Annotated in this window: 18 protein-coding genes; 7 read left to right on the top strand and 11 right to left on the bottom strand. The window is 62.4% G+C overall.

The window, feature by feature from the left end:
• Nucleotides 1-262 precede the first annotated feature (262 nt).
• The gene (gene benC, locus U5A58_RS10390; protein WP_321961387.1) at nucleotides 263-3052 is read left to right on the top strand and encodes a benzoate 1,2-dioxygenase electron transfer component BenC; all 2790 of its coding nucleotides are present in this window, start codon (nucleotides 263-265) and stop codon (nucleotides 3050-3052) included.
• Between the two features lie 20 nt (nucleotides 3053-3072).
• Here benC and U5A58_RS10395 read toward each other — a convergent pair whose 3' ends face one another.
• Nucleotides 3073-4005 carry a helix-turn-helix domain-containing protein gene (locus tag U5A58_RS10395; RefSeq protein ID WP_321961388.1) on the bottom strand — a complete coding sequence of 311 codons (933 nt, stop codon included), beginning with the start codon at nucleotides 4003-4005 and terminating at the stop codon, nucleotides 3073-3075.
• Between the two features lie 123 nt (nucleotides 4006-4128).
• On the opposite strand from U5A58_RS10395, the gene U5A58_RS10400 reads away from it, so the two are divergent.
• Genes U5A58_RS10400 through U5A58_RS10410 form a run of 3 tightly spaced genes read left to right on the top strand, consistent with a single transcriptional unit; the run spans nucleotide 4129 to nucleotide 7074 of the window.
• The gene (locus tag U5A58_RS10400) at nucleotides 4129-4974 is read left to right on the top strand and encodes an SDR family oxidoreductase (RefSeq protein WP_321961389.1); all 846 of its coding nucleotides are present in this window, start codon (nucleotides 4129-4131) and stop codon (nucleotides 4972-4974) included.
• 13 nt (nucleotides 4975-4987) lie between these two features.
• Entirely contained in the window at nucleotides 4988-6730 is a 1743-nt protein-coding gene (locus U5A58_RS10405) for an FAD-dependent oxidoreductase (protein WP_321961521.1), read from the top strand.
• Nucleotides 6727-7074 (top strand): NIPSNAP family protein, encoded by a 348-nt coding sequence (locus U5A58_RS10410; RefSeq protein WP_321961390.1) that lies wholly within the window; start codon nucleotides 6727-6729, stop codon nucleotides 7072-7074. The genes U5A58_RS10405 and U5A58_RS10410 overlap by 4 nt, the downstream gene beginning before the upstream one ends.
• A 40-nt stretch (nucleotides 7075-7114) precedes the next feature.
• Here U5A58_RS10410 and U5A58_RS10415 read toward each other — a convergent pair whose 3' ends face one another.
• Entirely contained in the window at nucleotides 7115-8020 is a 906-nt protein-coding gene (locus U5A58_RS10415) for a helix-turn-helix domain-containing protein (RefSeq protein WP_321961391.1), read from the bottom strand.
• A 465-nt stretch (nucleotides 8021-8485) separates the two neighbouring features.
• Here U5A58_RS10415 and U5A58_RS10420 point away from each other — a divergent pair, with 465 nt between their 5' ends.
• Both U5A58_RS10420 and U5A58_RS10425 read left to right on the top strand, forming a co-directional pair.
• A complete protein-coding gene (locus U5A58_RS10420; RefSeq protein ID WP_321961392.1) occupies nucleotides 8486-9853 on the top strand; it encodes an aromatic acid/H+ symport family MFS transporter in 1368 nt (455 codons plus the stop codon).
• 84 nt (nucleotides 9854-9937) lie between these two features.
• A complete protein-coding gene (locus U5A58_RS10425; protein WP_321961393.1) occupies nucleotides 9938-11113 on the top strand; it encodes a porin in 1176 nt (391 codons plus the stop codon).
• Between the two features lie 118 nt (nucleotides 11114-11231).
• Here U5A58_RS10425 and U5A58_RS10430 read toward each other — a convergent pair whose 3' ends face one another.
• Nucleotides 11232-12104: a helix-turn-helix domain-containing protein gene (locus tag U5A58_RS10430; RefSeq protein ID WP_321961394.1), complete on the bottom strand. Its 873-nt coding sequence runs from the start codon at nucleotides 12102-12104 to the stop codon at nucleotides 11232-11234.
• Nucleotides 12105-12287: 183 nt separating this feature from the next.
• On the opposite strand from U5A58_RS10430, the gene pobA reads away from it, so the two are divergent.
• Nucleotides 12288-13472 (top strand): 4-hydroxybenzoate 3-monooxygenase, encoded by a 1185-nt coding sequence (gene pobA / locus U5A58_RS10435; RefSeq protein ID WP_321961522.1) that lies wholly within the window; start codon nucleotides 12288-12290, stop codon nucleotides 13470-13472.
• A 133-nt stretch (nucleotides 13473-13605) separates the two neighbouring features.
• Here the strand turns inward: pobA and U5A58_RS10440 are convergent, their stop codons facing one another.
• From U5A58_RS10440 to U5A58_RS10475, 8 genes are all read right to left on the bottom strand, one after another.
• Nucleotides 13606-13881 (bottom strand): DUF3331 domain-containing protein, encoded by a 276-nt coding sequence (locus U5A58_RS10440; protein WP_321961395.1) that lies wholly within the window; start codon nucleotides 13879-13881, stop codon nucleotides 13606-13608.
• 191 nt (nucleotides 13882-14072) lie between these two features.
• Nucleotides 14073-14975 (bottom strand): catechol 1,2-dioxygenase, encoded by a 903-nt coding sequence (gene catA, locus U5A58_RS10445; RefSeq protein ID WP_321961396.1) that lies wholly within the window; start codon nucleotides 14973-14975, stop codon nucleotides 14073-14075.
• Nucleotides 14976-15020: 45 nt separating this feature from the next.
• Nucleotides 15021-16085, bottom strand: coding sequence for a phenol 2-monooxygenase domain-containing protein (locus U5A58_RS10450; RefSeq protein ID WP_321961397.1), 1065 nt, complete (start codon nucleotides 16083-16085; stop codon nucleotides 15021-15023).
• 17 nt (nucleotides 16086-16102) lie between these two features.
• Entirely contained in the window at nucleotides 16103-16465 is a 363-nt protein-coding gene (locus tag U5A58_RS10455) for a phenol hydroxylase subunit P4 (protein WP_321961398.1), read from the bottom strand.
• A 38-nt stretch (nucleotides 16466-16503) separates the two neighbouring features.
• A complete protein-coding gene (locus tag U5A58_RS10460; protein ID WP_321961399.1) occupies nucleotides 16504-18111 on the bottom strand; it encodes an aromatic/alkene/methane monooxygenase hydroxylase/oxygenase subunit alpha in 1608 nt (535 codons plus the stop codon).
• Nucleotides 18112-18135: 24 nt separating this feature from the next.
• Nucleotides 18136-18408: an MmoB/DmpM family protein gene (locus tag U5A58_RS10465; protein WP_028208985.1), complete on the bottom strand. Its 273-nt coding sequence runs from the start codon at nucleotides 18406-18408 to the stop codon at nucleotides 18136-18138.
• Nucleotides 18401-19438 (bottom strand): aromatic/alkene monooxygenase hydroxylase subunit beta, encoded by a 1038-nt coding sequence (locus tag U5A58_RS10470; RefSeq protein WP_321961400.1) that lies wholly within the window; start codon nucleotides 19436-19438, stop codon nucleotides 18401-18403. Before U5A58_RS10470 ends, U5A58_RS10465 begins: the two co-directional genes overlap by 8 nt.
• 52 nt (nucleotides 19439-19490) lie before the next feature.
• On the bottom strand, nucleotides 19491-19775 hold the full coding sequence (locus U5A58_RS10475; protein WP_321961401.1) for a phenol hydroxylase subunit: 285 nt from the start codon (nucleotides 19773-19775) through the stop codon (nucleotides 19491-19493).
• Between the last annotated feature and the right edge of the window lie 227 nt (nucleotides 19776-20002).

A 20002-nucleotide genomic window follows, 5' to 3' on the forward strand; every position in this document is an offset into this window, starting at 1 on the left:
CTGGCGCAAATACCTCGAATTCGAATCGCTACACAAAAACTGGCCGACCTCCGTTGACGGTCGTCCGGCATCCATCACGATGCACGTTTTGTCCGGGTGAACGTCGTCTCTGTCCATTGAGGGGAACGCGGCACAGGCTCTAAATTGGCGGCATTAAACCCACCGGGCGCTTGCGAGAAACATGGTCACCTCGCGCGCTGCCCCGCCCGAACATGCCGCCAGCGGAGCGCTATGTCCGGGTGGCTCTAGAGGAGACACCGCCATGGCCCATCAGATAACACTCCGTTTCGAGGACGGGGTGACCCGGTTCATCGAGTGCGAGGAGGGTGAGCGCGTCACCGATGCCGCCATTCGCGCCAGGATCAATATTCCACTCGATTGCCGTGATGGTGTGTGCGGCAGCTGCAAGGCGGTTTGCGAGTCCGGCGAGTATGTTCTGGGCGACTGCGTGGAAGATGCGCTTAGCCCCGAGGAGGCGAGCGAGCGCAAGGTTCTCACCTGCCAGATGAGCCCGCGTTCCGACTGCGTGATCCAGATCGCCACGAACTCCGATGTTTCCGGCACCGGCCCGGCCTCCCACAGGGGGCGGATCGTCGCCTGCCAACGAGCGTCGGACAGCACGATCGCCTTCTCGGTCGAACTCGAAAACCGCGCGGATCTCAGCTTCCTTCCTGGGCAGTACGTCAACATCCGCGTGCCCGGAACCGATCAGACGCGGTCCTACTCCTTCAGTTCGGGGCCGTCCGAGCCGCACTTGTCCTTCCTTGTGCGCAACGTGCGTGAAGGGGCGATGTCGACCTGGCTCTGTGAAAGCGCCAAAGCAGGGGATTCAATCGAGTTTCGCGGCCCGATGGGAAGCTTCTACCTGCGCCCCATCGAGCGCCCGGTGCTGTTTCTGGCGGGTGGCACGGGCCTCGCGCCGTTCCTCTCGATGCTGGACAAGATCGTCGAGGACGGCGGCAGCCCGTATCCGGTCCACATGATCCTGGGTGTGAACACCGATGAGGACCTGGTTGGCATCGACCGGCTCGAAACCTATGCACAGCGCCTGCCGAACTTCACCTATGCCTGCACCGTCGCCAACCCCGACAGTGCCCATCCCAACAAGGGCTATGTCACGCATCACATCATCCCCTCCCAGCTCAACGACGGCGATGCGGATGTCTACCTCTGTGGTCCGCCGCCGATGGTGGACGCGGTGCGCAACTATCTCTCGGTCGAAGGGCTGACGCCGCGAAACTTCTATTACGAGAAGTTCGCCGGCACCGGCCTGGTCGTACAGACTGGCGAGGAGCGCATCGCACCTGTCGATGTCGATGAAGCCTTCGACCTGCGCATGGCGCTCGAAATGGGGGCGGCTCAGCTGACCATGGGCCGGCTGTCGAGCGAGCAGTTGATCAACTTCCGCCAACTCGCCGAGGCGACGGCGCCGTTCGTGTCCGGACAGCGCTTTACCGATGTGGCGCGCTACATCGACGCAAACCACGCCTTCCACATGTTCACGATCGAGGCTTCCGGGAACGCCCAACTGATCGCGCTTTACCGGCAACTGGCCGTGCAGGACTATATTGCTCGCGCGCTGACCGACCAGATCGAGATCGTCGGCGACATCATCCAGCAGCACCGGGACATTGTCGGCGCCTTCGAACTTGGCGACCTGAACAAGGCGCGAGACGTGATCGCGCTGCATGCGCTCCATTCCAAGGCCACGATGAGCCGGGCGCTGGAGCGTATGGCGCTGGGCAAGACGGCGCCCAAGGTCGCAGCGCCCCCCTTGGCCCCGTTGGCTATGCCACAGAGCGCGCCGCAGGTTTGCCCGTTCACGGCGAAGACCCTTCCGGCCTATTCACACGAACTGGACTGGCCCGAGGCGCTGGAGCCATTCAAGGTGGTCGACGACGGCTCGCAAGGCGACCCTTACGAGCATTACCGCTGGATGCGCGAGCATGCGCCGGTGCTGCGTTGCCAGTCGGCGACTTCGGACGTGTGGTTCCTCTCGCGCTATGACGACGTCTATCAGGCAATCCGCAACCCGAAGCTGTTTTCCTCCGAGGTCGTCAGCCCGCCGCCGCTGACGTTCCTGACGCTGTTCGATGCGCCCGACCATTCGCGCTTGCGCAAGGTCGTTCAACCGTCGTTCCTGCCGCTGGCGCTCGATCCCTTTATCGAGCAGATCGCGCAAAGGGCGGAGGACCTGCTCGATGCGATGATCGCCAAAGGCGGCGGTGATGTCGTCAACGATTTCGCCATCCCGCTCAGCATCTCGACCATCTCCACGATGATCGACGTGCCGAACGAGGATGAGGAGAAGATGAAGTTCTGGTCGGACGAGACCTTTAGCTACTTCGGCCGCCTCGCCCGGAATGCGCCGGGTACCGGCACCGACGAGCAGAGCGCGCAGGCTTTCTTCGCATACCTGAAGGAAGTGATGGAGCGGCTCGCTCTCACCGACAGCCAGTCGATTGGCGGGCATATCGCGCGCATGTGGAAGGACGGTCTGCTTTCGGAAAAAGAAGCGAAGGAGCTGTGCGCCTTCGTCTTCATCGCCGGGCACGACACGACGACTATCCTTGTCGCCAACGCTTTTCGCATGCTCGCCGAACAGCCGCATCTGCTGGGACGTATCCGCGAAAACCCCGCCGACGCGGACCGCTTCGTCGAGGAGGTGGCCCGCTACCGCGGTACCGTCCAGCGCGTAAGCCGCATCACCACCGAGGCGACCACCGTCGCGGGGATTGATCTGCCCAAGGGCGCGGTGGTGCGACTGCTGCTGTCGGCTGCGAATCGCGACAGCCGCAAATTTCCCGAGGGCGAGACGTTCGACATCGACCGCGATTCCAGCGGCCACCTGGGTTTCGGCAACGGCATGCACAAATGCCTTGGCGCGCCACTCGCCAAGCTGGAGACGTTGATCGCGACGAAGGCTCTGGCCCGCAAGATTGGCGCTATTGCGCTCGATCCGGCAAGGCCGGTCCAGTATGTGCGGGGTAACAATCTGACCAATTCCGGGCCTGAGCACCTGTTCGTCAAGCTGGGCGGATTGTCGGCCTGAACCGGCCGGGGGCGGTCGAGTCAGTCCGCTTCCCCCTTTTCAGCCGGCGAGGATCGATCGTGGGCCGCAGAGCGGTATTCGGTTGGACGCAGTCCCGTCTGCTTGCGGAAGAAGCGACCGAAATAGGCTTCGTCCTGAAAGCCCAGTTCGCTGGCGATCTGCTTCACGCTGAGGTTCGAATAGCCGAGCAGGCGCTTGGCCTCATGGATCGAGCGTGCGTCGATTGCCTCGCTTGCCGAGACCCCGAAGGTGGCGCGGCAGATGCGGGAGAGCTGGCCCGTGGTCACGCCCATCTCCTCGGCGTAGCTCGCCACGGGTCGCCTCTCGCGGCAATGGCGGTCTAGCAGGGCGCGGAACCGTTCGATCCGCGCCGCCATTGTCCGCTGCTCGGAACTGGCTGAAAGGCGGGCGCTCTCGCTGAGGCGCCCAATCTTGACGAAGAGTGCGATTGCCAGTGCTGCGCCTGCGGTGAACTGCCAGCGCTCGTGGCTCTGCGCTTCGTGCCCGATCGACTGAAAAAGCGTTTCCAGGGGTATGCCGCGCTCGACGTCGGGATCGATCGACAGCACCGTCGGCGTGCGTATGAATTCCAGCAACTCGGGCGCGGCCGTCATCGCCAGCGATTCCAATGCAGGCTGTGCGGCGGAAATGACGTGACCGTTGATGTCGCTGCGGAAGTGAAAGCCGTGGACCGAGTGCGCTGGCACGACGATCAGGCATGGCGCAACGACCGCCCACGTCCGGCCGTCGATGAAGGTCTCGCCGCCCCCGCGGGTGACATAGAGCACCTGGATCAGCGCTTCGTGGACGTGCGGCTTGATCTCGAAGTCGAAACGGCCGGCACGCAGCGCAATAGGCTCGTAATGCACCATGTCGAGCCAGGATTGGCCGGCTTCCGCGCCATAGAGCGCGAAACGCGGAACGGTCCTGCTGCGCTGTTGGTCAGGGGACATGATGCACGTTATGTCCTGCTATATGTAGGCTCTGTCCATTGTTCCACAGGCGCATGAGGCGTTCAATGGCGATACGAATTTCACGCCACGGAATTGCACGGAATTTTTTAGGAAAGTAACAGCATGGAACAGGAACTTGAAAATCGCGCGGCTGCCACAAGCGCATACGGGCTGAATCTGGATGGCAAGATCTGCGTGATCACGGGTGCGGGTAGTGGTATTGGTGCCGGCATTGCGCGTGCCTTCGCCAGCGTTGGAGCGCATGTGGCGCTTGTGGACCGCAATCTTGCCGGCGCTGAGGCTGTCGCCGCCGAACTTCGAGAGGCTGGTGCCGTGGCGCAGGCGTTCGGCTGCGACGTGTCGGACGAAGCTTCGGTTGCCGCAGCCGCCGACGAGGTTCGCGCAGCGCTTGGTTCGGTCAGCGTGCTCGTCAACAATGCAGGACTCCTACGCGCAGGACCTCTCGAGACGGTCTCGATCGCAGACTGGAACCAGGCCATTGCCGTGAACCTCACCGGCTATCTTCTGTGTGCCCGAGCGTTCGGGCGCGACATGCTGGCGGCGGGCAAGGGCAGTATCGTGCACGTTGCCTCGATTGCAGCGCTCAATCCACAGACCAATAGTGGTTCCTATAGCCCGAGCAAGGCGGGCGTGCTGCTCCTCTCGCGGCAGTTGGCGGCGGAGTGGGGCCCGCGCGGCGTGCGCAGCAACTGCGTGCTTCCCGGCATGATCCGCACCGCGCTGTCGGCGAAATTCTACGAGGAGCCCGGCTTCGAGGCTCGCCGCGCCGCCGCCACCGCGAGCCGCCGCATTGGCGAGCCGGAGGACCTCGCCGGCCCGGCCATGTTCCTCGCCTCTGACCTGGCAGCCTACGTAAATGGCGCCGAGGTGCTCGTCGACGGCGGGCTCGATTGCATGCTGATGGACATGGTTCCGCGGCCAGGCTTTAACGCCACCCCGGCCGCGTGAGCGCCATCACACCATAACGAAAAGGAGACTGGATATGGCCAAGGAGATCACTTGCGATCTGGTCGTGGTCGGATCGGGTGCTGCGGGCCTCGCCACCGCGATCACGGCAAAGAAGCGCGGGCTCGATGTCATCGTGCTCGAAAAGGAGCCCGTGTTCGGTGGTACCACCGCGCTGTCGGGCGGGGTCTTGTGGATTCCGCTGAGCAAACATGGCAGACAGCAGAACCCGGCGGACTCCGTCGAGCGTGTGCGCGAATACATGATGAACGAGACGGGTAGCAACTACGATGCCGCCGCGGTCCAGTGCTTCATTGAGAACGGGCCGAAGATGGTCGAATTCTTCGAGCGAGAGACGGAGATGAAGTTCGTGCCCACGCTCTATCCGGACTATCACCCGGATGCGCCCGGCGGCGTCGACATCGGCCGCTCGATCCTCGCCGCGCCCTATGATATTCGCGGGCTGGGCAAGGACATGCAACGCCTCAAGCCGCCGCTCGAGACAATCACCTTCATGGGGATGATGTTCAATTCCTCGAACGCGGACCTCAAACACTTTTTCCGCGCGACCAAGTCGATTGTTTCGTTCTGCTACGTGGCTCGGCGTTTGGCGACGCACATCAAGGAGCTGGCGCTTTATCGCCGCGGGATCAACGTGACGAGCGGCAACGCGCTCGCTGCGAGGCTCGCGAAATCGGCGCTGGCGATCGACATTCCGATCCACACTTCTACGCCAGTGAAGGAACTGCTGAGCGAGAAGGGCAAGGTGGCCGGTGTGCTCGCGAGCGCAGCGGAGGGGGAACTTCGCGTCACCGCCCGGCACGGCGTCGTGCTGGCTTGCGGCGGCTTCCCTCATGATCTCAAGCGCATCGCGCAGGTCTATCCGCATGTGAAGCGCGGAGGCGAGCATCTCTCGCCCACGCCAGTCGGCAATACGGGCGATGGGCTGACCATGGCGGAGAAGGTGGGTGGTGCCGTGCAGCTTGGCTTCCCCGATGCATCGGCCTGGATGCCTGTCTCCAGGGTGCCCTTCGGTAAGGGCCGCACGGGCGTGTTCCCGCATCTGCTCGACCGCTACAAGCCCGGCGTGATCGGCGTGCTGCGCAGCGGTCAGCGCTTCACCAATGAATCGAACTCCTACCACGATGTTGGTTCGGCGCTGATCCGTGCCTGCGAGGGCGAGCGGGAGACGGCGATGTGGCTGATCTGCGATAAGGTGGCGCTCGGCAAGTATGGTCTGGGCTATGCCAAGCCCGCGCCGATGCCGGTGGGCCCGTTGCTGCGCAAAGGCTACCTCATCAAGGGGGAAACGATTGCCGAGCTGGCGCGCAATTGCGGGATTGCTCCCGATGCGCTCGAGAAGACGGTCCGTGCCTACAACGTCGATGCCGCGCGCGGAGAAGACCCGGCGTTCCACCGTGGCAGCACAACGTTCAACCGCTATCTGGCCGATCCTGACAACAAGCCCAATCCCTGCGTTGCGCCGATCTCGACAGGCCCCTTCTATGCAGTTAAGGTGCTGATGGGTGATCTGGGCACGTTCGATGGCATCAGGACCGGCGTCACCGGGGAGGTGCTGCGCGCGGACGGCAGTGAGATCGAGGGGCTTTACGCGGTCGGCAATGACCGGCGCAGTGTGATGGGCGGCAACTATCCGGGCGCCGGTATCACCCATGGGCCCAATATGACGTTCGGCTATGTCACGGGTAATGCCATCGCCAACAAAGCCACGACCAGCAAAGAGAAGGTGCACGCATGAGCCGCCAACCGATGTATCTGGCAAAGCCTCTCGTGGATTTCCGGGTCTACACCATCGCGCTGCGCAAGATGCCCGAGTTCATCGAGGTGTTTGACCGGCTCGCCATGCCGATCCTGCTCGAGACGCTTGGGCACCCACTCGGCTTTTGGACGAGTCTGGTGGGGCAGCAGAACCAGTTCACCCACTTGTGGGGGTATGACGATCTGGCGGACTACGAACGACGGTGCCTGGCACGCGATACGCATCCGGATTTCCCGGCCTATCTCAAGGCCTCGGGTCATTTGATTACGGCGCAGGAGACGCGCCTCATTCGTGCCGCTGCGCTGGATAGCGTCGCGCAGTAAGCCAATTGCGCCGTTATCACACTCCCGATTCCGGCTCGCGCTACGACGTACCCAACGCCAGATCGCGATGTGCCGAGCTCTGGAATTCGCGGGGCGTCGCGCCTGTCTGCTTACGGAAGTAGCGGCTGAAATAGGCGCTGTCCTCGAATCCAAGGCTGTGCGCGATCTGCTTGACGGTCATGCCCGAGTAGACCAGATCGCGCTGCGCTTCGCGAATCAGATGGTCGTTGATCAGCGCGCTGGGTGACGAACCGAGTTCTTCGCGGCAGATGCGTCCGAGTTGTGGCGTGGTGACATCGAGCGCGGCCGCATAGAACTCGACCGGGCGATGCTCCCGGAAATGCTCGGCGATCAGCTCGCGGAAGCGTCTGATTTGCTGGCTGCGCCGCGCGGCGAGCGCGGCCACCGGCACGTTGGCATGGTCGACAAGCCGAGCCGCCTGTACGAAAAGTGCCATTAACAGTGACATGCCCGCTGCCGTATAACCGGCCGCGCCGCGGCGAAACTCGTTCTCAAGCATATGAAAGAGCGGCATCAGCGTTTCGTCGCTGGCTGCTGGCCCGCACACCGGAATCACGGCAGGGCGCTGGAGAACCGCGACGAGCGTTGAAGAAACGGACTTCGCGATGGACTCCAGCGCGCGCTGCGCCGCCGTGACGACAAGGCCGTCGATCTCTGGCGAAAACGCGAAACCGTGCACCACCTGCGCAGGAAGGATCACGAGGCATGGCGGGTTGAACGGTGTTTTTTCGCTCTCGATGACGACGTGACCCTGGCCGCTGCGGATGTAGAGAAACTGCAACAGCGCGTCGTGACGATGCGCCGGAATGTTCCAGTCGTTCGGCCGGCTGCGCTCCGGAATCCACTCGAAATTGAATGCATCGTGCCACGGCGGGCGCGCGGCCGTTGCTTCTCCGTACAGCTCGTAACTAGGGATTTTCCTCATGTCGTCTTCCCTCGCATGTGCAGATTGTCCTGTTTATCCACAGTTTTGTCCATGATCGGCCGGCGCCGTCTGCCTATACTTCAGGCAGGCGGAATCGATGAAGATTCTTTTCGTTGGAGACGCAGGACACGCTTTGGCTCATGTCTTTCACGGAGTAAGTTCGGATGACTAACGAATCAGGTATGCGCAGCGCAAACTGGCTGAACCTGGCGGCCCACGTGAGCGCGGCGGCGAGCGGCATCGGCGGCGCGCGCGTCGCGCACACGCTGCGCGGGCGCTGAAACGAGCTCTCACGCAACGGCGCTGCGGCGCGCCGTGGCAGATACCGGCCGTGCCGCGCCCGCGGATACGGCGCCGCAATAGAACGACATTAATCTCTGGAGACATCGCAATGGAAACGCTCGATCGCGTCGGCCTCGCTGGCGCGTTGCCCCCGCTCTTCTATCACATTGCTGGAGGGCAGCAATGAAGACCTCTGAACGCGTCGTCGATACCCAGGCCTTCATTGACGGCCAACGCTTCTCGCCATTTCAGTGGGTCATTCTCGTGCTGTGCTTTCTCGTGGTCGCCGCCGACGGCTACGACACAGCAGCCATCGGCTTCATCGCGCCGTCGCTTGTCCAGCAGTGGGGCATTGCGCGCGTCGCGCTCGGTCCGGTGATGAGTGCGGCGCTGGTCGGGCTCGGCATCGGTGCGGTGTTGGCCGGCCCGCTCGCAGACCGGCTCGGACGCAAGACCGTGCTGGTGCTTTCCGTGGCGTTCTTCGGACTGTGGAGCCTTGCGGCGGCATTCGCCGGCACGGTCGAGTCGCTGACCGCGCTGCGCTTCTGCACGGGTCTCGGCCTCGGCGCTGCCATGCCGAACGCCGTCACGCTGATGTCCGAATATGCGCCGACGCGCGTGCGCGCCGTCGTCGTCAATACGATGTTCTGTGGCTTTTCCACCGGCCTCGCGCTCGGCGGATTCGCGTCTGCATGGCTAATTCCGCATTTTGGCTGGCAAAGCGTGCTGGTCGCCGGCGGAATCGGGCCGATCGTGCTGACGGTTCTGCTGATCCTGCTGTTGCCGGAGTCCGTTCAGTTCATGGCGGTACGCCAACGTGCCGACGCAAACATCGCACGCATCCTTGGCCGTATTGCACCCGGCACGACGTTCGGCGGCTGCCGCTTCGTCGCGCCTGAGGGCGGCGTGAGCGCGAAGCGTGAATCGGCGATTCGCGTTGTCCTGTCACGCCAGTACCGCTTCGGGACATTGATGTTGTGGCTCGCGTACTTCATGGGCCTGCTGATCTACTATCTGCTGACCAACTGGCTGCCCACGCTGTTTCGCGACACGGGCTTCTCCGGCGCGCGCGCAGCCTTGATGACGTCGCTTTTCCCGCTTGGTGGCGTGCTGGGCAACCTGTGCGTCGGCTGGTTCATGGACCGGCTCAACGCCAATCGCGTGATCGCGGCTACGTATGTGCTCGCCGCCGTAATGGTCCTGCTGGTCGGACGCGGTGTCGGCCACCAGGTGTTGCTCGGCACGCTCGTCTTCTTGACCGGGACATTGGTCACGAGTGCAGTCACGTCGATGTCCGCGCTGGCCGCCGCGTTTTATCCGACGCACGGGCGAGCGACGGGTGTTGCCTGGATGCTCGGCGTGGGGCGTATAGGTGGAGTAGCAGGGGCACTGGTCGGCGCGGCTCTGATGGGCTTCGGCTGGCAGATCGGGTCCGTGTTCAGCCTGCTTGCCGTGCCGGCGCTGGTGTCCGCGTGCGCGCTGTTCGTGATGATCGGGCGTGGCGTAGCCACTTCGCAAATGCGTGGACAGCGAAGCGTGCCAATGCACTAGGCACGGTCACGAGCCGTTCGTGTCGTGAATGCCTGTTAAATAATTAGACATGCAAATCAATAATTCAGGTTTGGAGAACCGCAAATGAAAAAGAAGCTTCTCGCATTGGCCCCGCTTTGCCTGTACGGTGCATCGGCGTGGGCGCAAAGCAGCCTGACGCTGTACGGTGTGCTGGACGAAGGCATCATGTTCAACAGCAACGTCGCCACGGGGGCGTCGAAAGGCGGGCGAAAGTGGTACCTCGACTCGCTCAACGGTATGTACGGCAGTCGCTGGGGCATGAAGGGTGCCGAGGACCTCGGTGGCGGCACGCGTGCGATCTTCACGCTCGAATCCGGCGTGAACCTGAATTCGGGCGCAGCAGGGCAAGGGGGGCTCCAGTTCGGACGCCAGGCAGCCGTCGGCTTGAGCAACCAGCGCTTTGGTGACCTCACGCTGGGGCGGCAGTACGATTCGGTCGTCAATTATGCGCAAGCGGTCACGATTCAGGGCTATCTCGCGAGCGAAGTTTTCCAGCATCCAGGCGACTTCGACAACACCGCGAACTCGCTGCGCACCAATAACGCGATTCGCTACGCGAGCCCCAACATCAATGGACTCACGTTTGGCGCCACGTGGAGCGTGGGCGGCCAACCCGGCAATATCAGCGGCAACGGCGGCTATTCGGCCGGTGCGGCGTACTCCAACGGCGTGGTGACGTTGGCGGCTGCATACCTCTACTTCAAGAATCCATCCGCCGCCACCGCAGGCCAGGGTTTCTTCACGAGCAACGGTAGCGGAACGCAGTTGACTGGCGTCCTGAACAAGGCGTATGCCAGTGCGAATTCGTATCAGGTGGCGATTGCGGGTGCGCTGTACACGATTGGCCCGGTGCAGGTCGGCGCGTCGTGGTCGAACATCGAGTACGGCAGTATCGCGGCGCTGGCCGGTGCGAGTGCGCGGTTCAATAACGTTGACGCGGGTGTCAAGTGGTCGGTTACGCCGGTATTCAGTCTCGGCGCGGCCTACGATTACGCGAAGGGCAACAATGTCCGGACGTCGGAAGGCGCAAACGTCGGCAATCAGCATTTCAACCAGGTCAGCGTGATGGCCGACTACTTTCTTTCGAAGCGAACCGATCTCTACGCTGAGGGCGCGTACCAGATCGCGGCGGGTACGTCGTCCACAGGTGCGCCTGCAGTGGCCAACATCGGCAATGCCGGTGACTCGTCGAACACGCGCCAGGCACTCGTGCGTGTCGCAATACGCCACAGGTTCTGACGCATCGCTGCAAGCGCAAGCGGCTCTCGCACCACGCGAAAGGCCACGCACTCACCGACATCGTATGGGCGCGTGGCCTTGCATGCCGTGCAACAGCCTGATGCTGACAACAGTGAAGTCATTTTTGCTTGCGAAAGGCGTTTGGCGTTACGCCAGTGAATCGCTTGAAGAACCGCGTGAAATACGCCGGCTCCGTGAAGCCCAAAAAATCGGAGACCTGATTGATATTGAGTGCGGTGTAGGTGAGACTGCGCTTAGCCTCCAGCAGCAATCGCTGGTGGACGAGGGCGAGGGCGCTTTTGCCCGCTATTCGCTGACAAACCATATTCAAATACACCGGCGTCACGCCCAGGCGTTCGGCGTAGCGGCTGATTGGAAAATGTTCGCGGTAATGTTTTTCGATCAGGCCGGAAAATGCCCTCAGGTAGGCTTGCCCACGATCCTGAGGCTCGCCCCTTTCCTCGCCTTGTTGATCCTGGCGACTGATCCATACAACGAGCGCGCTCACGAGCGACCGCAGCATCAGGTCCCGTGAAGGCGCAGGAAGGCCGTATTCCTGAGTCAACCGGCCGCACAGCGTGTTCAGGTAAGGCAGGTCATTGCCGACCGAATAACAGCCCGGGTGCTCGAGCACGCGGCGCGGCGCATCGATTTGCTGCTGAAGCCAGCTCATCAGCGGCGCGGCGATAGTCACCACGTATCCGTCGACTTCCGGAGAGAATTGGAAACCATGCACGCACATCGCCGGGACGACCTGGACCGATGGCGTGTCTATCCTTGTCTTCTCGCCCTCAATTTCCAGTTGTGCCACGCCTTTCTGAACGTACAGGATTTGCGCGAGGTCTGCGTGCCGGTGCTGCCGGATCTCCCAGTCGTGCAAGCTGCTCCGCTCGGGTATCGACTCGCAGTGCAGCAAATCGAGCGTGCTCCAGTCAGGTCCTTCGCCGTATAACTTGAAGACGGGGATGTCGTGCAGTGCCGGATGCTTCATGGATTCGTCGCCGGAATATCGGTCCGCACGGGGCTTTCTAAAAGTCCAATTTTAATCGAAAAAATTGCCTTATCAGCGCTGCATATTTCTAGAAAAATGCAATTGAACCGTGGCGTCAATTATTGGGGCTCCAAGAGCGGATCAGAAAGGTCACGGTGCAGAGAGATACAGGAGACATCGGTCATGAAGACCAGAATAGCGATCATTGGCGCCGGGCCGTCCGGCCTGCTTTTGGGACAGTTGCTGCACAAGGCAGGCATCGACAACGTCATTCTCGAACGTCAAAGCGGCGAATACGTGCTCGGCCGAATCCGTGCGGGCGTGCTTGAGCAAGGCATGGTCGACCTGATGCGCGAAGCGGGCGTGAGCGAGCGTATGGATGCGGAAGGGTTGGTCCACGACGGCATCGAACTCGTGTTCGGTGGGCGACGTGACCGGATCGACCTGAAGCAACTCACGGGCGGCTCGTCGGTGCTGGTGTACGGCCAGACCGAAGTGACGCGCGATTTGATGACGGCGCGCGAGGCGAGCGGCGCGACCACGATCTACGAAGCGGCCAATGTTCAGTTGCACGACGTGAAAGGCGAAGCGCCTTACGTCACATTCGAAAAGAACGGCGAGACATACCGTCTGGATTGCGATTACATCGCGGGCTGCGATGGCTTTCATGGCGTTTCGCGCAAGACGATCCCTGCGGAAGTGCTCACGCACTACGAGCGCGTCTATCCGTTTGGCTGGCTCGGCATGCTGTCCGATACCCCGCCGGTCAATCACGAACTGATTTACGCGCATCACGAGCGTGGTTTTGTGCTGTGCAGCCAGCGTTCGACGACTCGCAGCCGTTACTACCTGCAAGTGCCGTTGACCGAGAAAGTCGAAGATTGGTCCGACGAACGCTTCTGGGAAGAGTTGAAAACGCGTCTGCCGCAGGACGTGGCGAACAAGGTCGTGACCGGCCCGTCGCTCGAGAAGAGCATCGCGCCGCTGCGCAGCTATGTGGTTGAGCCGATGCAGTATGGCAAGCTGTTTCTCGTTGGCGACGCGGCGCATATCGTGCCGCCGACCGGCGCGAAGGGCTTGAATCTCGCCGCAAGTGACGTGAGCACGCTGTATCGGATCTTGAGTCGCGTCTACCGCGACGGCCGTACCGATCTGCTGGAAAAGTATTCGCAGATCGCGTTACGCCGCGTGTGGAAGGCAGAACGTTTCTCGTGGTTCATGACGAACCTCCTGCACGAGTTTTCGGACCGCGACGCCTTCGACAAGCGCATGCAGCGTACTGACTACGATTACTACACGACTTCCGATGCCGGCCTCAAAACGATCGCGGAAAACTACGTTGGTTTGCCATACGAACCGATTGAATGAAGCAGCCGTGATGTTCGCTTGATTGGCTCGACGCGGACGCAACTGTGCGGCGGCCGCAGTGGCCAACAGGAACGCGCGAAGCAAGGCGATTAGCCTTGGCAGTGCAAATCGCATTGCTTCGTGCCCGGCATCTTCATGTTGGCGTACTAAACAATGACCTGGCCATTTCGGATTCGATGCGCTCGATGGTCGTTGCGAGCACGATCCAGTCCGCATTGGCTGGGCGCCGGCCGCGCAGGCGGGGGCGATAGACGGCGCTGCCGCGCCGGATTGGCGCGCCGCACAGCATGCAGCTGGAGCGGGCGCGCGCGGTGGTGAGATGCCAGAGCTGTTCTCCGTAGCATCCCGAAGTGGCATCGCGCCAGTTGAGCGTGATGTGCGTGGGGGAGAGCCGTTCGACGAACTCCATGTGTCCGCCAGCATGCGTCGCCGTGCAAGGGGCAACCGGCGCTAACGTACACGTCGTAGCGAGTGCCTCATCGCTGGACGAGAGGCGCTCGATCAAGGCGAGCGTGCTGGTCCAGGCATCTTGTCGGCCGGTTTTCATCGTCGTTCCTCCCTGACATCGCTGACCATGCGGTGACCTCGCGAGTGAGAAAATCACGCGGCGGCGCGCGCCCGTTCGACCAGCGTGCCGGGCGCTTCGGCCCGCTCGCGGCTGAGGCCGAAATCGAAGTCGATCAGCGCGAATTCGCCTTCAATGCCGAACGGTGTGCCTTCGCCAGCGCTGTGGCGCTCGACTGCGGGCACGAGTCCGTCGCGTGTGGCGAAGGCGAAGTCGTCCCAGAGATGCGGGTCGCCGTCGATGTTGATCTGCGTGGTCAGCTTGCGATGCCCGGGCGCGGAAACGAAGAAGTGAATATGCGCTGGCCGATGGCCGTGCCGCCCGAGCTGATCGAGCAACTGCTGCGTCTTTCCCGCAGGCGGCACGCTATAGCCCACCGGCACGATGCTGCGAAAGCTGTAGCGGCCTTGCGCGTCCGTACGGATCGTCGCGCGCAGGTGGAACGGCGGTTGCGACTGGTCGAAGTAAGAGTAGTTGCCGAGATGATTCGCGTGCCACACCTCGACCAGCGCGCCTGCAACAGGCTGGCCGTTTTCGCCAAGCACGCGCCCGCGCATGAGCAACGTTTCACCCGGGCACGTGCCGTTGTCGAGCCGCGCGTAGGCCGTGGTTTCCGGCGCGCCCGCCACATAGAGCGGTCCTTCGATCGTGCGGGGCGTGCCGCCTTCGAAGCCGAGATTCGCCTCGGCCTCATCGAGCCGCACGTCGAGGAAATGCTCGAAGCCGAGGCCGGCCGCGATGAGGCCCAGTTCGGGCGCGGCCTCGCCCAGATAGTTGAGCGCGGTCCAGAATTCGCTGGCCGTGACGTCGAAGTCCTCGATGGTATAGAAGAGGTCGCGCACGATGCGCTCGACAATGGCTTTCGTCCGCGGGTTCGCCGCGCCGGCGGTGGGTTCGCTGATTCGCGCGAGCAGCGTGTCGATGGCCTGGTGGTTCATGATGACGTCTTCCTGAAGTTAGGTGGCGGGTAGGCGGAAAATGCTTCAGATGGATTTGAAAAGCGGGCTGCGCGCCGCGCCTTGTGCGCCGTCCGCATGCGTGAGGAACTTTTCCGTGTAGATGTCGCGCTCGAACAACTGGCCTTGCATGAGCGTGCGGATCGCCGCTTCGATCATCACCGGCGGCCCGCAGAGGTATGCCTTGTGGCCGCGAAAGTCGCCCGAGAAGTGGCTGCGCGCCGCGTCGTGAACGTAGCCGCGAAAGCCTTCCCAATCCGAGTCAGCAGGTTCGTCGGAAAGCGCCGGCACATAGGCGAAATTCGCATGCTGCTGTTCGAGTGCCAGGAACGCATCGTGGTAGTACAGCTCGGTGCGGCTGCGCGCGCCATAGAGGAGGGTGATAGGGCGTGTATCGCCTTGCGCGAGCAGGTCGAGCAGCATCGAGCGCGGACTCGAGAGACCCGAGCCGCCCGCGATCAGGATGATCGGTTGCGGGTTCGAAGCGCGCACGAAAAAGCGGCCGAACGGACCGGAGAAGCGCAGCGTGTCGCCTACTTTCAGTTGCTCGTGCAACCAGGTCGTGCCCTTGCCGCCCGGCACGAGGCGCACGTTGAGTTCGATGCGCGCCGCGCTTCCTGGCTCGCCCGCGAGCGAGAACGCGCGCGGCATGCTCTCGCCCGGTATCTGCACATTCACGTACTGGCCCGCCTGGAACGCAATGCCTTCGCCGTCCAGCTCGACGAAAATGCCCTTGATCGTCGGCGTGAGATCGACGACCTCGGCCACGCGCCCCGCATGGTCGCGCACCGCGAAATGGCGCGCATCGGGGTCTTCGTCGATATCGGCTTCGATCGTCACGTCCGACTGTACGCGTGCACAGCAGGCGAGACACTTGCCTTCGTCGCGCTCGAAGTCCATGAGCGCGAAGGGCGATGCCTCGCCGTGCTCGATCTCGCCGTCCACCACCTGCACCTTGCACGTCGCGCACAGGCCGTGGCAGCACGCATGCGGCAGCCATACCCCTGCGCGCAGGCACGCGTCGAGCAGTGTCTGATCCTCTTCGATTTCGATCGTCTGGCCGATCGGCTCGATGGTCAATTGATAGCTCATGATGCTTGCCTCCCGTCCTAGCTATGCGAGCCGCCGATGCCCGTGAGCCCCGGCGTGCGCAGACGCAGCAACGCCTTGTGGCCGAGACCGTTGTCGGCGAGGCTCGCGTCGAAGTCGGGCGTGAAGCGTTCGCGCGAGCGGAACCATTCGATGTTTTCGATCTGCACCGAAGGCCAGTCGGGATGCATGCCGTACATCGCCGGGATCACCTCCCGGGCGAGCGCGCCGAACGTCATGCCGGGCGCGACGGCGAGGCAATGCGGCGCGCAGAACATGAGGTGACCCTCCCAGCCCACGTACAGCAACTGGTTGCCGTGGAAGTTCTCTACGCGGTCGCGCATCGGCCCTGTGTAGCCTTCGTTCAATGCGACTACTGCCATGATGTGTCTCCTTGAGTGGATGTCCGGGACTTCACGCGTCAGGCGGCGCGGCGCTCGAGTTCGTCTTCCGGTGCGGCATCTCTCGCAGTTTCGCCGCCGTACGCGGCTTTGCCAGTCCAGTGCTGCCAGTTGGCGCAGTCGGCCGAGTCCTCGAATTCGTGGCCGTCCGCGCCCGCTTCGATGTGGTAGTAGCGCAGCACCTCGCGCATGGGATCGAAGTCTGGTGCGGTGGGATCGACATCGGCTTCGAAGCAGTTGCCCTGATAAATCTGGTGCACGGGCAGCCACGACTGCACATATTTTTCGGGTTCGTTATCGAAGATGTCCTTGCAGCCGTCCGAGCAGAAGTGGAACCTGTTGCCGAGATAGTCGCTCTCGCGATAGCAGGTTTTCGTGGGGTCGTCGGGTTCGGTGAATGCCATCGGGATCTGGCACACCTGGCACAGCATCGGCAGCGAGTTGTTGTAGAAGCGTTTGCCTTCCTGTTGCTGGCGCCGCCAGTATTCGAAGCGCGGGCGGTAGAGCTTGTCGAAGGTCGCGGGATACTTTTGCGCGAGCCAGTCCATCTCGCCGTCGGTGGGAACCCACGTGTGCATGGCGGCGGCGTGCGTGTAGTTGTAGAAGATGCCCCATGCTTCGTGCGAGAGACGGTCCTTTTCCTTCGTCGCCACGTCGTGATACTTCGGCAGGCGAATGCCGTAACGCTCCAGGTCGTGGAAGAGCGCGCCGCCGTTCTGCTCGAAGTAGGTTTCCCACGCTTCCTGCCATGACATGATGCGCTTGGGCAGCATGTAGTCCATCATCATCGCGACGAGCGTGAGGAGGCGATAGCCGCGCCAGAACCATTTGTCGATCCACTTCTGGATGATCGGCACGTTGCCCGGGTCCTGCTCGAGCAGGAACTTCACGACTTCGAGGCCCAGCGTCATGTGGCGCGATTCGTCCGATTGCGCCGAGAAGCCGAACGTGACCGTCGCCATGTCGCCATTGAACGCAGCCCCCGACATGAACGGCATGAAAAGCAGATTCGTGAGCACATATTCGAACGAAAATGAAATAGCGGTGACGAATTCGAATGGCCCGGCGCTCATGGCGTCTTCGAAATACGACTTCGGCACCGACAGATACCAGACCCGGTCATGCATGTGCCTGAAGTCGTGAAAGCCGTTGAAGAACTTGTTGTACTGGCTGATCGTGTGGACCTGGGTCTGGGCGTGGCGCAGTTCGTCGATGGCCTGCATCTGGCAGGCGATGCGCGCGCCCGCGCCGCGGAAGTTGCGGCCCGCGAGCGCGAAGCCGCGGTGCGCCGCATATTCGAGCGGGCTCACACCCGTGAGAAAGAGCTTGAGCGCGTTGATATAGCGCGGATCGGTCACGTTGAACTGGCCGTTGTTCTGCTGGAAGGCGTCGATGATCGCGTAGAGCTTGCGTTCCTTTTCGCCCTGGTATTTCCAGTACGCGTCCATGGTGAGGCGGAACGGATCTTCCCAGCGGTCCCAGTCGTGGACCTTGATGCCCTCGAAGCGGTCGTACGGAAAGATCGCGTCCATGGGCTGGTATGTGCTTTCCCACGCAAGACCTCGCGTGAGCATTGCGTAGTTATCCTTAATGCTGAGTTTTTTTGGCGTACTGGTCGGCGTGCTCATTGTCAGTCTCCTGGTCTTTGTTGCTCAGGCGTTCCACGCCAGAATGAATTCGTCGTCGGTTTCGTCGATGTTGCCGGACAGCGAGATCAAGTTGAGTTGCAGTTCGCGCAGATCGAACGGGCGGCCAATGCGCGCCTCGATCGATTCCCGCTTGATGACGAGGCGTCCCTGCGCGTCGATCTTCACCATCGCGGGCAGCGCGTTGACAACCGCATGCGGGTTGTCTTCGGCGATCGCTTCGACGATGGGGCGCGAGTCGTCGTTGGTCTGGAAGGCGATGAAGACGGTATCAGCCATGATGGACCTCCGTGCGCTCGCCTGCGGTTGCGATGGCGATGCCGAGCTTCGTGATGCGCGCCGTGAATGCCGTGTCGATCTCCGCGAGCGCGGCGGCAGCGTCCTCTTCGCCGAGCGCCTCGAGGGCAAGCGGCTTCAGGGCTTCGAGCGCGCGCCCGTGCCACATCTCGATCCAGCACGAGAGCAGGACCGCGTTTTCGGGCGATTCGGCCGCCGCGGTCTTCAGCGTGGCGTCCACCCAGCGGCTCGTTTCATCGAACCAGCCGATTGCGAATTCGTTGAGCATGCCGAGGCCTGCACCGCATTGCACGGACAGCCGCGCGTCGATGTGGCGATACACGAGCGGGTAGAGCAGGCCGTCGAGCACGGCGTTTTGCGCAGTGAACGTTTCGAACCAGTCGTGCACGACCATGAGGTCTTCCACGAAGCGTCGCAGCGGCTGCCACCGCGGCGCGTCGAGCCACGCGGTCTTACCGGCCACGAGCGAGGTGCCGAGATTGCCGTCGAGCAGCAGCCCGATGCGCGAGAGATACTGAGCGAGCCCGAGCCGGTCCATGCTGTGATACATCGTGGCCTGCGTGATGGCCGTGCCCCAGCCATAGGCGGTGACGAAGCAGTTGTTCGTGTTTGCCGCCCATTCCACGTGGCGCAGCGGCACCATGATCGAAGCGATGCGCGACTTCTGCCCATCGGGCAAACCAGCGAGCAGGGCGCGCCGCGTGACGAACTCGATGTTCTTCTCCATCGTCTCCTGCTGGCGCGATCGGGCGATCGTATAGGCGCCGTAGTAGTACTGGCGCGGGTCCTTGAAGGCGTACCAGTCGTTCATGCGAATGGCGGTGCGTGCCTTGTCGTAGAGCTCGTATTGCGGCTGCCACAGCGGGCGATAATGAAAGTTGACCTCGGGCTGCAGGTCGAAGGTGGCCTCCTGATAGCGCGACGCGGGCTTGTCCGCGCCGAGGCGTCGGGCGATGTGCGAGAAGGTCTGCCGTATCGGCTGGACCGCCGAAGTCTTGATGTCGATTTGCATCTCGTGTTCCTCCGTGTTGTCGATCGTATGGGTTGGGTAGGCCTCGTCTCGCCTATTCGGCGAGGCCGGGCTGGCCGTAGCGCCACTTGAGTTCTTCGGCATCGAGCGCGGCGCCGTCTTCGCCGCTCAGATGCTCGACTGCGTGCCGGCTGCAGAAAGCGCGATAGTCAGCTTCGCGCATCACGAGCTCCACGCAGATGCGCGGGTCACCAATCGAAAAATCGAATTCGACGAAGCCGTCCGCACGACGCTGCCTGAAGCGCACATAGCGCTGAGAGACGTCGAACGGCCGCTTCAATACGGCGGATGCTGACGGGCGCGGTTGGCATTCGCTCACTGCGTGTCTCCTTGAGTGGGTTCGCGGATGCGTTGCATGTTTTCGTCTGCGGGGCCGCGATGGCTCTCTATATGCAATGAGCGGGCCAGCGTGGCGCGCGCAGTCCGGAGTGCGCGGCCAGATTTCCAGAAAACGCTTTTGCATCAGGCATCTGGCGTGTGGAGGCACGCAAGCGCTCAGACAACGTGCGGGCCACGCGCGGTTTGCGTTTCGATGAAGTGATCGAA

Source organism: Paraburkholderia sp. J7 (assembly GCF_905220155.1).
Classification (GTDB): Bacteria; Pseudomonadota; Gammaproteobacteria; order Burkholderiales; family Burkholderiaceae; genus Paraburkholderia.